At 66.2% G+C, this 12826-nt stretch carries 10 protein-coding genes; 7 read left to right on the top strand and 3 right to left on the bottom strand.

The genetic code is table 11. The features are described from left to right. The first annotated feature begins 77 nt into the window (after window positions 1-77). Window positions 78-1463 carry a cysteine--tRNA ligase gene (gene cysS, locus AC731_RS00805; protein WP_004259483.1) on the top strand — a complete coding sequence of 462 codons (1386 nt, stop codon included), beginning with the start codon at window positions 78-80 and terminating at the stop codon, window positions 1461-1463. A 165-nt stretch (window positions 1464-1628) separates the two neighbouring features. Here the strand turns inward: cysS and dnaJ are convergent, their stop codons facing one another. The 3 genes from dnaJ to grpE form a co-directional block, all read right to left on the bottom strand. Beyond that, a complete protein-coding gene (gene dnaJ, locus AC731_RS00810; protein WP_004259485.1) occupies window positions 1629-2747 on the bottom strand; it encodes a molecular chaperone DnaJ in 1119 nt (372 codons plus the stop codon). Between the two features lie 96 nt (window positions 2748-2843). After that, window positions 2844-4772, bottom strand: coding sequence for a molecular chaperone DnaK (gene dnaK / locus AC731_RS00815; protein ID WP_048708673.1), 1929 nt, complete (start codon window positions 4770-4772; stop codon window positions 2844-2846). A 105-nt stretch (window positions 4773-4877) separates the two neighbouring features. Next, entirely contained in the window at window positions 4878-5444 is a 567-nt protein-coding gene (grpE, locus tag AC731_RS00820; protein WP_048708675.1) for a nucleotide exchange factor GrpE, read from the bottom strand. 98 nt (window positions 5445-5542) lie between these two features. On the opposite strand from grpE, the gene AC731_RS00825 reads away from it, so the two are divergent. The 6 genes from AC731_RS00825 to AC731_RS00850 all read left to right on the top strand — a co-directional run bounded on the left by AC731_RS00825 (window position 5543) and on the right by AC731_RS00850 (window position 12779). Further along, on the top strand, window positions 5543-5770 hold the full coding sequence (locus AC731_RS00825; RefSeq protein ID WP_048708677.1) for an oxidoreductase-like domain-containing protein: 228 nt from the start codon (window positions 5543-5545) through the stop codon (window positions 5768-5770). A gap of 96 nt (window positions 5771-5866) precedes the next feature. After that, window positions 5867-8521, top strand: coding sequence for a DNA gyrase subunit A (gene gyrA, locus AC731_RS00830; protein ID WP_048708679.1), 2655 nt, complete (start codon window positions 5867-5869; stop codon window positions 8519-8521). Then, window positions 8521-9618 carry a 3-phosphoserine/phosphohydroxythreonine transaminase gene (gene serC, locus AC731_RS00835; RefSeq protein WP_048708680.1) on the top strand — a complete coding sequence of 366 codons (1098 nt, stop codon included), beginning with the start codon at window positions 8521-8523 and terminating at the stop codon, window positions 9616-9618. Before gyrA ends, serC begins: the two co-directional genes overlap by 1 nt. Window positions 9619-9635: 17 nt before the next feature. After that, the gene (pheA, locus tag AC731_RS00840) at window positions 9636-10706 is read left to right on the top strand and encodes a prephenate dehydratase (RefSeq protein WP_048710428.1); all 1071 of its coding nucleotides are present in this window, start codon (window positions 9636-9638) and stop codon (window positions 10704-10706) included. A gap of 72 nt (window positions 10707-10778) precedes the next feature. After that, window positions 10779-11876, top strand: a complete 1098-nt coding sequence (gene hisC / locus AC731_RS00845) for a histidinol-phosphate transaminase (RefSeq protein WP_048708682.1) — start codon at window positions 10779-10781, stop codon at window positions 11874-11876. A 15-nt stretch (window positions 11877-11891) separates the two neighbouring features. Further along, window positions 11892-12779: a prephenate dehydrogenase gene (locus AC731_RS00850; protein WP_048708684.1), complete on the top strand. Its 888-nt coding sequence runs from the start codon at window positions 11892-11894 to the stop codon at window positions 12777-12779. Window positions 12780-12826 lie beyond the last annotated feature (47 nt).

The raw sequence follows: 12826 nt of genomic DNA on the forward strand, positions 1-12826 counted from the left end.
AAGATTCTAGCAACAAGGCCCACCCCCCACAATCGCGCTGCCAGCGTGGTTTTCCGACCCGTTTCCCAGTTCTCCCGATGCTCACGATCTACAACACCCTGTCGCGCAACAAGGAAGTCTTCACCCCGATCGAACCCGGCAAGGTCCGCATGTACGTCTGCGGCATGACGGTGTATGACTTCTGCCATCTCGGGCATGCACGTGTGATGGTCGTGTTCGACATGGTGGCGCGCTGGCTGCGGGCGAGCGGGCTGGACGTGACCTACGTGCGCAACATCACCGACATCGACGACAAGATCATCCGTCGCGCGCAGGAGAATGGCGAGACCATCCGCCAGCTCACCGACCGCTTCATCGCCGCGATGCACGAGGACGCCGACGCGCTCGGCGTGCTGCGGCCGGACCACGAGCCGCGCGCGACCGACTACGTCGCGCAGATGCAGAGCCTGATCTCGCGCCTCGAGCAGAAGGGCCTGGCCTACGTTGCCGCCAACCGTGACGTGTGCTATGCGGTGCGCAAGTTCGACGGCTACGGCAAGCTGTCGGGCAAGTCGCTGGACGAGTTGCGCGCCGGCGAGCGCGTCGACGTGGCGCAGGACAAGAACGACCCGCTCGACTTCGTGTTGTGGAAGCACGCCAAGACCGAGGAACCGGGCGAGGTGAAGTGGGCGTCGCCGTGGGGCGAGGGCCGCCCCGGCTGGCACATCGAGTGCTCAGCGATGAGCTCGGACCTGCTCGGCGACCATTTCGACATCCATGGCGGCGGCATGGACCTGCAGTTCCCGCACCACGAGAACGAGATCGCCCAGTCCGAGGGCGCGCATGGCCACACCTTCGTGAACTACTGGATGCACAACGGCTTCGTGCGCGTCGACGACGAGAAGATGTCGAAGTCGCTCGGCAACTTCTTCACCATCCGCGAGGTGTTGCAGAAGTACGACCCCGAGGTGGTGCGCTTCTTCATCCTGCGCGCGCAGTACCGCAGCGCGCTGAACTACTCGGATGCCCACCTCGAGGACGCACGCAGTTCGCTGACCCGTCTCTATACCGCATTGAAGAACGTGCCGGTCGAGGGGGCGGTCGAGGTCGACTGGAACGAGGCACACGCGAAGCGCTTCCGCGTCGCGATGGACGATGACTTCAATACCGCCGAGGCGGTCGCCGTGCTGTTCGAGCTGGCGAACGAGGTCAATCGCAGCATCTCCCCCGGGCTTGCGCGCCAGCTGAAGGCGCTGGGCGGTGTGCTCGGCCTGCTCGAGCGCGACCCCGTCGCCTTCCTGCAGGCTGGCACGCCGGATGCCGGCGGACTCGATGCCGCAACCATCGAATCCCGCATCGCCGCCCGCGCTGCCGCGAAGAAGGCGAGGGATTACGCCGAGGCCGACCGCATCCGCGCCGAGCTGACCGAGGCCGGCGTGATCCTCGAGGATGGTCCCGGCGGCACGACCTGGCGCCGCGCCTGAACGACGACGGCGGCGCACGCTGCCCCGATGGCGGTTGGGCCTTGCCGGCGGACCCGGGCTGACCCGGCTGGATAGCAGAACGCCCGCCCTGCGGTGACGCAGGAGCGGGCGTTTTGTCAGGTGGAGGTGCTCAGGCTTCGGCTGTCGAAGGCCCTCTGCTGGCCCTCAATTCCCGAAGAAATCGCGCACCTTGTCCATCCAGCCCTTGGCCTTGGGGTTGTGGCGGTCGGCGTTGCCGCTGGAAATCTCCTCGAACTCGCGCAGCAGTTCCTTCTGGCGCTCGGTCAGGTTCACCGGCGTTTCGATCACCACATGGCACAGCAGGTCGCCATGCACGTGGCTGCGAACGTTCTTGATGCCCTTGCCGCGCAGGCGGAAGACCTTGCCGCTCTGCGTTTCGGCGGGAATCTTCAGGCGCGCCATGCCTTCCAGCGTCGGAATCTCGATCTCGCCGCCCAGCGCCGCGGTGGTGATGCTGATCGGCATCTCGCAGTGCAGATCGTCGTGGTCGCGCTCGAACACCGCGTGCTTGCGGATGTGGATCTCGACGTAGAGGTCGCCCGGCGGGCCGCCATTGACGCCCGGTTCGCCGTGGCCGGCGTGGCGCAGGCGCATGCCTTCGTCGATACCCGCAGGAATCTTCACTTCCAGCGTCTTGTGCTTCTTCACCCGTCCGGCGCCGCCGCAGTCGCGGCAGGGGTCGGGGATGATCTTGCCGCTGCCGTGGCACTTCGGGCAGGTCTGCTGAATCGAGAAGAAGCCCTGCTGCACCCGCACCTGGCCGTGGCCGTTACAGGTGGGGCAGGTCTTGGGCTGGGTGCCGGGCTTGGCGCCGCTGCCGTGGCAGGTGCCGCATTCCTCGACGGTGGGGATGCGGATGGTCTTTTCGGCGCCGCGCGCGGCTTCCTCGAGCGTGATCTCGAGGTTGTAGCGCAGGTCGGCGCCGCGATAGACGTTCGAACGCCCGCCGCGGCCGCCGCCGAACAGATCGCCGAAGATGTCGCCGAAGGCATCGGCGAAGCCGCCCTCGAAACCCTGACCGCCGCCGCCCATCGACGGGTCGACGCCGGCGTGGCCGTAGCGGTCGTAGGCCGCCTTCTTCTGCGGGTCTGAGAGCATCTCGTAGGCCTCCTTGGCCTCCTTGAACTTCTCCTCGGCTTCCTTGTTGTCCGGATTGCGGTCCGGGTGGAACTTCATGGCCAGCTTGCGGTAGGCCTTCTTGATCTCGTCGTCGCCGGCGTCGCGGTTGACGCCGAGGACTTCGTAGTAATCCCTTTTGGACATGGTGCGTCGCTCAGTCTGGTATCAAGCAAAGGCCGAGCCGGCACCGGAGCAGGGCTCCGGCGGGGCTCGGCCGCGAAGGATTCGCCAGAGTGACGATTACTTCTTGTCCTTCACTTCGGTGAATTCGGCATCCACCACGTCGGCGTCGTCGGCCTTGCCACCGGTCTGCTGACCGCCCGCGGCACCCTGGGCGCCGCCTTCGGCCTGGGCCTGGGCGTACATCTGCTCGCCGAGCTTCTGCGCAGCCGTCGCCAGTGCCTGGCTCTTGGCTTCGATGCTGTCCTTGTCGCCGCTCTTGATCGCCTCTTCGGCGTCCTTGATCGCGGCTTCGATCTTGGACTTCTCGTCGTCCGACAGCTTGTCGCCGTACTCGCCCAGGGCCTTCTTGGTCGAGTGGATCAGCGCGTCGCACTGGTTGCGTGCGTCGACCAGCTCGTGCGCCTTCTTGTCTTCCTCGGCGTGCGCCTCGGCGTCGCGCACCATGCGCTCGACTTCCTCGTCCGACAGGCCGGAGTTGGCCTGGATCTTGATCTTGTTCTCCTTGCCGGTGGCCTTGTCCTTGGCCGACACGTGCAGGATGCCGTTGGCGTCGATGTCGAAGGTGACTTCGATCTGCGGCATGCCTCGCGGCGCCGGCGGGATGTCGGAGAGGTTGAACTGGCCCAGGCTCTTGTTGCCCGAGGCCATCTCGCGCTCGCCCTGCAGCACGTGGATGGTCACGGCCGACTGGTTGTCATCGGCGGTCGAGAACACCTGCGAGGCTTTGGTCGGGATCGTGGTGTTCTTCTGGATCAGCTTGGTCATTACGCCGCCCAGGGTCTCGATGCCCAGCGACAGCGGGGTCACGTCGAGCAGCAGCACGTCCTTGACCTCGCCCTGCAGCACGCCACCCTGGATGGAGGCGCCGACGGCCACGGCCTCGTCCGGGTTCACGTCACGGCGCGGCTCCTTGCCGAAGAACTCCTTCACCTTGTCGATGACCTTGGGCATGCGGGTCTGGCCGCCGACCAGGATCACGTCGTCGATGTCCGAGACCTTGAGGCCCGCGTCCTTCAGCGCGATGCGGCAGGGCTCGATCGAGCGCTCGATCAGGTCCTCGACCAGCGCTTCGAACTTGGCGCGGGTGATCTTGATCGCCAGGTGCTTCGGGCCCGAGGCGTCGGCGGTGATGTAGGGCAGGTTGATCTCGGTCTGCTGGCCGGAGGACAGCTCGATCTTGGCCTTCTCGGCCGCTTCCTTCAGGCGCTGCAGTGCGAGCACGTCGTTCTTGAGGTCGACGCCCTGTTCCTTTTTGAATTCGGTGACGATGTAGTCGATGATGCGCTGGTCGAAGTCCTCGCCACCCAGGAAGGTGTCGCCGTTGGTCGCCAGTACTTCGAACTGGTGCTCGCCGTCGAGGTCCGCGATCTCGATGATCGAGATGTCGAAGGTGCCGCCGCCGAGGTCATACACCGCGATCTTGGAGTCGCCCGGCTTCTTGTCCATGCCGAAGGCGAGCGCGGCCGCGGTCGGCTCGTTGATGATGCGCTTGACTTCGAGGCCGGCGATGCGACCGGCGTCCTTGGTGGCCTGGCGCTGGCTGTCGTTGAAGTAGGCCGGCACGGTGATGACCGCCTCGGTCACTTCCTCGCCGAGGTAGTCCTCGGCAGTCTTCTTCATCTTGCGCAGCACTTCGGCGGAGACCTGCGGCGGCGCGATCTTCTTGCCGCGCACTTCCACCCAGGCGTCGCCGTTGTCGGCCTTGGCGATGGTGAAGGGCATCAGGTCGATGTCCTTCTGCACTTCCTTCTCTTCGAAGCGACGGCCGATCAGGCGCTTGATCGCGAACAGGGTGTTCTTGGCGTTGGTGACCGCCTGGCGCTTGGCCGGCGCACCGCACAGGATCTCGCCGTCTTCGGCGTAGGCGACCACCGAGGGGGTCGTGCGCGCGCCTTCGGAGTTTTCGATGACCTTCGGCTTGCCGCCTTCCATCACGGAAACGCAGCTGTTGGTGGTGCCGAGGTCGATGCCGATGATCTTGCCCATGAGTGTTCCTTTTCAGTCTGTATTCGGGGGCGCAGCGGAGGTGCGCCGGTCTGGTTCGAATATGGGGTGGCGCGGACCGGTTTCAAGCGTCCGCGCGCAGATTCCTTACTGGCCCTTGGCCTTCGCCACCATCACCAGCGCCGGGCGGATGACGCGCTCGTTGAGCAGGTAGCCCTTCTGCAGCACCGTGACCACGGTGTTGGGCTCGGCGTCGGATTCGACCGCGCTGATCGCCTGGTGCTTGTTCGGGTCGAATTTCTGGTTGAGCGGGTTCTCTTCGGCGAGGTTGGCGCCCTCGAAGGCGGAGACGAGTTGCTTCAGCGTCAGCTCGACGCCCTCGCGCAGTTTCTCCACCGTCTGGTTCTCCACCGCGAGGGCGGCTTCCAGGCTGTCCTTCACCGGCAGCATCGCGGTCGCGAACTTCTCGGCGGCGAACTTGGATGCCTTGGCGATGTCGTCCTGCGCACGGCGGCGCACGTTCTCGGTCTCGGCCTTGGCGCGCAGCCAGGCGTCGTGATGCTCCGCGGCCTTGAGCTCGGCCTGGCGCAGGCTCTCTTCCAGGCTGGGCATGGTGTCTATCGTCGGATCGGCGTCGGCAACGGTCTGCGCGGCGGTAGCGGCCTGGGCTTGCAGTTCGTCGGCGGGCGGCGTCGAAGGGTTCTGTTCCTGCATGGATGGGGCTCCCGTAAATTCCTGACGCTGCTACATTGGGGTCGGCAAGGAGATTTCAAGGGTCGAAAGGCGTGTTTTTTCAGCCAGGGGTTCGATGGATGCAAACGAGTGATTTGGCTGCCTTGCCGATGCGCAATCGCGCGGAGGCCGAGGCCCTGGTGTGCCGGGTGCAGCTGGCGTTGACGGATCGTGGTGTCGCCCTGCGGGCGCCTCCGCCGGTGCCGGACAGTTGCTGCGGACGCGGCTGCAATGGCTGCGTGTGGGAGGGGTATTACGCAGCATTGCGTTTCTGGCGCGAGGATGCCATCGCGCTGCTGGCCCGATAGCGGGTCGGACGTGCGCCGATGCCCGAGGCGGGGCGGGCAGGGGGCGCGCGTGTTAATATTTCGCGTTTTGGTAAACGCGGCACGTCCGCTCCCAGCATGACTCAGTTCGCCAAGGAAACCCTGCCGATCAGCCTTGAAGAGGAGATGCGGCACTCCTACCTCGATTACGCGATGAGCGTGATCGTGGGTCGGGCACTCCCGGATGCGCGCGATGGCCTCAAGCCCGTGCACCGGCGGGTGCTGTTCGCAATGCACGAGCTGTCCAACGACTGGAACCGCGCTTACAAGAAATCGGCGCGTATCGTCGGCGACGTCATCGGTAAGTACCACCCGCATGGCGATATCGCGGTGTACGACACCATCGTGCGCATGGCACAGGACTTCTCGCTGCGCTACATGCTGGTCGATGGCCAGGGCAACTTCGGCTCGGTCGACGGCGACAACGCTGCGGCGATGCGTTACACCGAAATCCGCATGGCGCGCATCGGCCACGAGCTGCTGGCCGACATCGACAAGGAGACAGTCGACTTCGGACCGAACTACGACGGCTCGGAGAAAGAGCCGCTCGTCATGCCGGCGCGCATCCCGAACCTGTTGATCAACGGTTCGAGCGGCATTGCGGTCGGCATGGCGACCAACATCCCGCCGCACAACCTGGGCGAGGTGGTCGACGCCTGTCTGAAGCTGCTCGAAGATCCCGACACCGACATCGAGACCCTCATCGAGATCGTCAAGGCGCCGGACTTCCCGACCGCCGGCCTGATCTACGGCCTGCATGGCGTGCACGAGGGCTACCGCACCGGCCGCGGCCGCGTGATCATGCGTGCGCGCACCCATTTCGAGCCCATCGGCAAGACCGACCGCCAGGCGATCATCGTCGACGAGCTGCCTTACCAGGTGAACAAGCGCACCTTGCAGGAGCGCATGGCCGAGCTGGTCAACGAGAAGAAGATTGAGGGCATCAGCGAGATTCGCGACGAGTCCGACAAGTCGGGCATGCGCCTGGTGATCGAGTTGAAGCGTGGCGAGATGCCCGAGGTCGTGCTCAACAAGCTGTTCAAGCACACCCAGTTGCAGGACAGCTTCGGCATGAACATGGTGGCGCTGGTCGACGGCAAGCCGCGCCTGCTGAACCTCAAGCAGATGCTGGTGTGCTTCCTCGAGCACCGCCGCGAGGTCGTCACCCGCCGCACCATCTTCGAACTGCGCAAGGCGCGCGACCGCGGCCATGTGCTCGAAGGCCTGGCGGTGGCGCTGTCCAACGTGGACGAGATCATCGCGCTGATCAAGGCGGCGCCCACGCCGTCCGACGCCAAGCGCGAGCTGATGGCGCGCGAGTGGCGCTCGGCGCTGGTGGAGGAAATGCTGTCGCGTGCGCTCGCCGACAGCTACAGGCCGGAAGGGCTGGACCCGCAATACGGCCTGCAGGCCCAGGGCTACCGCCTGTCCGAAACGCAGGCCCAGGCCATCCTCGAGCTGCGCCTGCAGCGCCTGACCGGCCTCGAGCAGGACAAGATCGTCGGCGAGTATCGCGAGGTGATGGACATCATCACCGACCTGCTCGACATCCTGGCGCGCCCGGAACGCATCACCGCGATCATCGTCGAGGAGCTCGGCGCGATCCGCAACCAGTTCGGCGACCCGCGTCGTTCCGAGCTGGTGATGAACACCGCCGAGATCAACATCGAGGATCTGATCACGCCGGAGGACATGGTCGTGACCCTGTCGCACACCGGCTACTTCAAGCGCCAGCCGCTTGCCGACTACCGCGCCCAGCGCCGTGGCGGCCGCGGCAAGCAGGCGACTTCGATGAAGGACGAGGACTTCATCGACCATCTCTTCGTTGCCAACACCCACGACACCGTGCTGTGCTTCTCCAGCCGCGGGCGCTGCTACTGGCTCAAGGTGTACGAGGTGCCCGAAGGCACGCGCAACTCGCGTGGCAAGCCGATCGTCAATCTCTTCCCGTTGGTCGAAGGCGAGAAGATCACCGCCGTCTTGCCGATCAAGGAGTTCGACGAGGAACACTTCGTGTTCATGGCGACCTCTGAAGGTACGGTCAAGAAGACCGCGCTCACCGCGTTCTCGAACCCGCGCAAGGCCGGCATCATCGCGGTCAATCTCGACGACGGCGACCACCTGATCGGCGTGGCGATCACCGACGGCCAGTGCGACGTGATGCTGTTCTCCGATGCCGGCAAGGCGGTGCGCTTTGCCGAAACCGACGTACGCCCGATGGGGCGCGAGGCACGCGGCGTGCGCGGCATGATGCTGGAAGATGGTCAGGCCGTGATCGCCATGCTGGTGGCCAAGGACGAGTCGCAGTCGGTGCTGACGGCGACCGAGAACGGCTACGGCAAGCGCACGCCGGTGGCGGAATACACCCGCCACGGCCGCGGCACCAAGGGCATGATCGCGATCCAGACCAGCGACCGCAACGGCAAGCTGGTCGGCGCCGTGCTGGTCGAGCCGGCCGACGAGGTCATGCTGATTTCCACCGGCGGCGTGCTGATCCGCACCAGCGTCGAGAGCATCCGCGAGATGGGACGCTCCACCCAGGGCGTGACCCTGATCAACCTCGACGACGGTACCTTCCTCGCAAGCATCGAGAAGGTGGCCGAGTCCGAGTCGGACGAAAGCATGCGCCTGAACGGCGAGTCCGCGGAGGATGCGGACGACGGTGGTGCCGATGTGCAGGCCGATGCGCCCGAGGGCGAGGCCCCGGCCACCGGCGAAGAAGGGGACGCTTGATGAGTCGCGTGTGGAATTTCAGCGCCGGTCCTGCGGCGCTGCCCGAAGAAGTGCTGCGCCAGGCCGCCGAGGAAATGCTCGACTGGCACGGCTCGGGCATGGGCGTGATGGAGATGAGCCATCGCGGCAAGGAATTCACCGCCATCGCGGCGCAGGCCGAGGTCGACCTGCGGACGCTGCTGGCGGTGCCGGACGATTACCGCATCCTGTTCATGCAGGGCGGGGCGATTGCCGAGAATGCGATCATCCCGATGAACCTGATGGGCGACAAGCGCGTGGCCGACTATGTGGTCACGGGGTCGTGGACGCAGAAATCGCAGAAAGAGGCGCGCAAGTACGCCGAAGTGAACATCGCCGCCACGTCCGAGGCGAGCGGCTTCACCACCGTGCCGCCGGTGACGGACTGGAAGCTGTCGGCCGATCCGGCCTACGTCTTCACCTGCACCAACGAAACCATCGATGGCGTGGAGTATCCGTTCGAGCCGGATCTGGCGCAGATCGGTCGCGGCGAGGTGCCGGTGGTGGCCGACATGTCCTCGCACATCCTTTCGCGCGTGATCGACGTGTCGAAGTACGGCCTGATCTTCGGTGGCGCGCAGAAGAACATCGGTCCGGCGGGCCTGACCATCGTCATCGTGCGCGAGGACCTGCTGGGTCGCGCCATGCCGCACTGCCCGAGCGCCTTCGACTACAAGACCGTGGCCGACAACGGCTCGATGTACAACACGCCCCCGACCTACGCGATCTATATCGCAGGCCTGGTGTTCCAGTGGCTCAAGCGGCAGGGGGGCGTCGCGGCGATCGAAGCGCAGAACATCGCCAAGGCGAAGCTGCTGTACGACTTCCTCGACAGCAGTGACTTCTACGAGAACCGGGTCGATCCGGCCTGCCGCTCGCGCATGAACGTGCCGTTCTTCCTGAAGGATGAGGCGCTCAACGAGGCCTTCCTGGCGGCGGCCAAGGCGGCGGGGCTCGTGCAATTGAGGGGCCACAAGTCGGTCGGCGGCATGCGTGCGTCGATCTACAACGCCATGCCGCTTGCCGGCGTGCAGGCCCTGGTGGATTTCATGCGCGACTTCGCCGCGCGCAAGGCTTGATCGAACGGACCGAGAGCATGAGCGACGAACTGCTGAAACTGCGCAACGAAATCGACCGCCTCGACGAGGAAATCCTCGCCCGCCTGTCCGAGCGCGCACGCTGCGCGCAGCGCGTGGGCGAGGTGAAGAAGGGCAATGCGCCCTTTTACCGGCCGGAGCGCGAGGCGCAGGTGTTGCGCCGCCTGGCCGAGCTGAACCCCGGTCCGCTGCCGGCCGATGCGGTCAAGAGCGTGTTCCGCGAGATCATGTCGGTCTGCCTCGGACTCGAGCATCCGCAGCGCGTGGCCTATCTCGGGCCGGCGGGTACGTTCTCGGAAAGCGCGAGCCGCAAGCAGTTCGGCTCGGCGCCCAGCTTCATGCCGATGGCGACGATCGAGGACGTGTTCCGCGCGGTCGAGGCAGGCAACACCGACTACGGCGTCGTCCCGGTCGAGAACTCCACCGAGGGCGCGGTCAGCATCACGCTCGACCTGCTGCTGGCCAGTCCGGTGAAGGTCTGCGGCGAGGTCAATCTGCGCATTCACCAGCAGCTGATGTCGCGCGCCGACGGCATCGGCGCCGCCAAGCGCATCTACTCGCATGCGCAGTCGCTGGCGCAGTGCCACGAATGGCTCAACCGCAACCTGCCGCACCTGCCGCGCATCCCGGTGGCGAGCAATGCCGAGGCCGCGCGGCTGGCGGGCGAGGATCCGGAATCCTGCGCGATCGCCGGCGAGGCTGCCGCGCAGCTTTACGGCCTGAACATCCTGGCGCCGAACATCGAGGACGATCCGAACAACACGACGCGATTCCTGGTCATCGCCGATCATGACGCCGGCCCGTCCGGCAAGGATCGCACCTCGCTGGTGTTTTCGGCACCCAACCGCCCCGGCGCGATCCACACGCTGCTCGAGCCGCTGGCGCAGCATGGCGTGGACATGACCAAGCTGCAGTCGCGGCCGGCGCAGTCCGGATTGTGGGAATACGTTTTCTACGCCGACATCCAGGGTCACCAGTGCGACCCGGCGGTGGCGGCTGCCTTGAAGGCGTTGGGCGAGCGCGCCGCCTTCCTGAAGGTGCTGGGCTCCTATCCCGTCGCAGCAATTTGACCCTGCGGGCGGCCCGCCGCCGCCCGCCCACCCTGACGAACGAACACGGCCGCGTGCCACGAGGAGATTGCCATGAGCGTTGCGAGCCATGCCCCCGATCACATTCGCGCCATCACGCCCTACCAGCCGGGCAAGCCGATTTCCGAACTGGCGCGCGAGATGGGCATTGCCGAGGCCAGCATTGTCAAGCTCGCCTCCAACGAGAACCCGTTGGGCATGAGTGCCCGTGCGCGCGACGCCGTACGGATCGCGCTCGCTGATCTGGCTCGCTATCCGGATGGCGGTGCGTTCTCGCTGAAAGCGGCGCTGTGCGCCCGCTTCGGCGTGAAGGCCGAGCAGCTCGTCATCGGTAACGGCTCCAACGACATCCTCGAGATCGCTTCCCTGGCCTTTCTTGGGGCGGGGCGCTCCGCCGTCTATGCGCAGCATGCCTTCGCCGTGTATCCGCTGGCGACGCAGGCGCGCGGCGCGCGCGGCATCGAGGTGCCGGCGAAGCATTTCGGCCATGACCTCGACGCCATGGCGGCGGCGATCGCGCCGGATACGCGCATCGTCTTCATCGCCAACCCCAACAATCCGACCGGGACCTTCATTCCCGGCAGCGAGATCGAGGCGTTCCTCGCCAAGGTGCCGCAGGACGTCCTGGTCGTGCTCGACGAAGCCTATACCGAGTACCTGTCGGCCGAGCAGCGTTACGACGCCATCGCCTGGGTCGAGCGCTTTCCCAATCTGCTGGTGTCGCGCACCTTCTCCAAGGCATACGGCCTGGCCGGGCTGCGCGTGGGATACGCGATCGCGCACCCCGAAGTCGCCGACCTGATGAACCGCGTGCGCCAGCCCTTCAACGTGTCCAGTGTTGCGCTGGCCGCCGCCGAGGCTGCGCTGGCCGACGACGAGTTCCTCGCCCAGTCGGCCGGGCTCAACCGTCGTGGCATGGTCCAGCTCACCGAGGCCTTCGGCGCATTGGGGCTCGAGTGGATTCCGTCGGCAGGCAACTTCGTCACCTTCAAGGTCGGCGACGCCGCGGGCGTGAATCGCGCGCTGCTGCAGCAGGGCGTGATCGTGCGGCCGATTGCCGGCTACGGCATGCCGCACTGGCTACGGGTGTCGATCGGCCTGCCCGAGGAGAACGAGCGCTTCATCGCCGCCCTCCGGCGCGCGCTGGGCTGAGGCGGGGCCGGGACGATGCCCCTGGTCGAAAAGCTCGTCATCTGCGGAGTCGGACTCATCGGCGGCTCCTTTGCCCTCGGGCTGAAGCGTGCGCAGGCGGTTGGACATGTCGTCGGCATCGGTCGCCGGCGCGAGCCGCTCGAGCGCGCCCTGGCGCTCGGTGTGATCGACGAGATCGCGACGGACTGGGCCGAGGCCCTGCGTGATGCGGACCTCGTGTTGCTGGCGGCACCGGTGGGTCAGATGGACACGATCATGGCGGCCATGGCGCCGCATCTGCGGGACGGTACGGTCGTCACCGACGCCGGCAGCACCAAGCGCGACGTGGTTGCCGCGATCCGGCGCCACTTCGGTCATTGCCTGGCCCAGGTCGTGCCGGCCCATCCGATTGCGGGGGCCGAGAAGAGCGGGGTCGAGGCGGCCTTCGCCGATCTCTACGTCAAGCGCAAGGTGGTGCTGACGCCATTGGCCGAGAGCCGCGGCGAAGCCGTCGAGTTCGTCCGTGCCGCGTGGCAGGCGTGTGGCGCGACCGTGGTCGACATGAGTCCGCAGGAACACGACCAGGTCTTCGCGGCCGTCAGCCATCTGCCCCATCTGCTGGCGTTTGGGCTTGTCGACGACCTGGCGCAGCGCGACAACGCCGAACTGCTGTTCTCGCATGCGGCCAGCGGGTTCCGCGATTTCACCCGCATTGCCGGCAGCCATCCCGAGATGTGGCGCGATATCTGCGTCGCCAACCGGGTGGCGCTGCTGGCCGAACTCGATGCCTATCTCGACGAGATGGCGCGCCTGCGCGCCATGCTGGTGGCCGGTGACGGTCCGGCGCTGGAGGCGGTGTTCGAGCGCGCGCGTCGCGCGCGTAACGCCTGGGCCGAAGGGCTGCCGGTGCAGACGGCCGAATGATGGATTGAACGGGCCGGCCTGCGGCTCGTCCCTTTGATTCGTCCCGC

The organism is Thauera humireducens, assembly GCF_001051995.2.
In the GTDB taxonomy this organism is placed as follows: domain Bacteria; phylum Pseudomonadota; class Gammaproteobacteria; order Burkholderiales; family Rhodocyclaceae; genus Thauera; species Thauera humireducens.

Coding starts and splice junctions, on each gene's coding strand:
- cysS (WP_004259483.1), top strand. CDS start 78: ATGCTCACGATCTACAACACCCTGTCGCGCAACAAGGAAGTCTTCACC.
- dnaJ (WP_004259485.1), bottom strand. CDS start 2,747: ATGTCCAAAAGGGATTACTACGAAGTCCTCGGCGTCAACCGCGACGCC.
- dnaK (WP_048708673.1), bottom strand. CDS start 4,772: ATGGGCAAGATCATCGGCATCGACCTCGGCACCACCAACAGCTGCGTT.
- grpE (WP_048708675.1), bottom strand. CDS start 5,444: ATGCAGGAACAGAACCCTTCGACGCCGCCCGCCGACGAACTGCAAGCC.
- AC731_RS00825 (WP_048708677.1), top strand. CDS start 5,543: ATGCAAACGAGTGATTTGGCTGCCTTGCCGATGCGCAATCGCGCGGAG.
- gyrA (WP_048708679.1), top strand. CDS start 5,867: ATGACTCAGTTCGCCAAGGAAACCCTGCCGATCAGCCTTGAAGAGGAG.
- serC (WP_048708680.1), top strand. CDS start 8,521: ATGAGTCGCGTGTGGAATTTCAGCGCCGGTCCTGCGGCGCTGCCCGAA.
- pheA (WP_048710428.1), top strand. CDS start 9,636: ATGAGCGACGAACTGCTGAAACTGCGCAACGAAATCGACCGCCTCGAC.
- hisC (WP_048708682.1), top strand. CDS start 10,779: ATGAGCGTTGCGAGCCATGCCCCCGATCACATTCGCGCCATCACGCCC.
- AC731_RS00850 (WP_048708684.1), top strand. CDS start 11,892: ATGCCCCTGGTCGAAAAGCTCGTCATCTGCGGAGTCGGACTCATCGGC.